We start from the raw sequence: 836 nt of genomic DNA on the forward strand, positions 1-836 counted from the left end.
CAGCGGGGCAAACAGTTCACGACGTTCGCGTGCTACTCAAGCATGGCCGGGGAAACGTTAAGGTGGACGACATTCCCTCTCACGGCCACAACAGCATCGGATCGGCGGTTGCAATGGTGGGAGCAGACGCCCACATTAAGGTTGCATTGGCCGTAGTCATGGGAGCGGCGTGCTGCAACCAGACCGCTCCCCTTTCCGCTATCGTCCACGCCCCACACATGGCGGCCGACGAGCGGAGCATGACCTCTAGTGCTTCCGTGTCAATGAAAGAGATAACCGGCGAAGGTAACGAGATCCCAGTCAAGACGGGTCACATTTGGAACGAACTGCGGCGCGGAAGCCGCGACCCGAGGTCGACCGTGGTGATGGATGCCTGGGCCAACGGTCCCGCTGTTCGGTTGAAAGACAGCGCATGGAGCGGAGTGCCGGCCGAGGAAGGTCATTGGTCGATGGACAAAAGCACCGCCGAATTCCTGAAAAACCGTGTTGAGGGGTTGATTCCGTTCGTGCATCCGGACACAAATGAACAGACTGCCCACGATTTGCGCCGGAAGCAAAACGCACCCGTATCATGGGAAAAATATGCAGAAGTACAAGTGATCTCACCCGAGTTCGCTGATAGTGTACGCAACGCATTGTCCCGTATTCCTGGAGACCATCAAAAGGAAATCGCATCACTGATGATTCAGGAAGCGTACGGAATGGATCCTTCCTCGCGCACGCACCAAGACGCAGTGGAATCAGTTCTGGTGGCCGTCAACCAACTGGACTCGCTGCCCCGGCCTCCTGTCGAGCCGCCGCAATTGGCGGCGTATCACCAGTTCGACGCAAATCAA

The 836-nt window shown here is 57.3% G+C and carries 1 pseudogene; it reads left to right on the top strand.

Annotation, left to right across the window (positions count from 1 at the left end):
* Positions 1 to 62: 62 nt before the first annotated feature.
* Positions 63 to 836, top strand: a pseudogene (locus AC0L3E_RS34565) (type III secretion protein); the annotation flags it as partial.

This window comes from Mesorhizobium sp. WSM4822 (assembly GCF_055811155.1).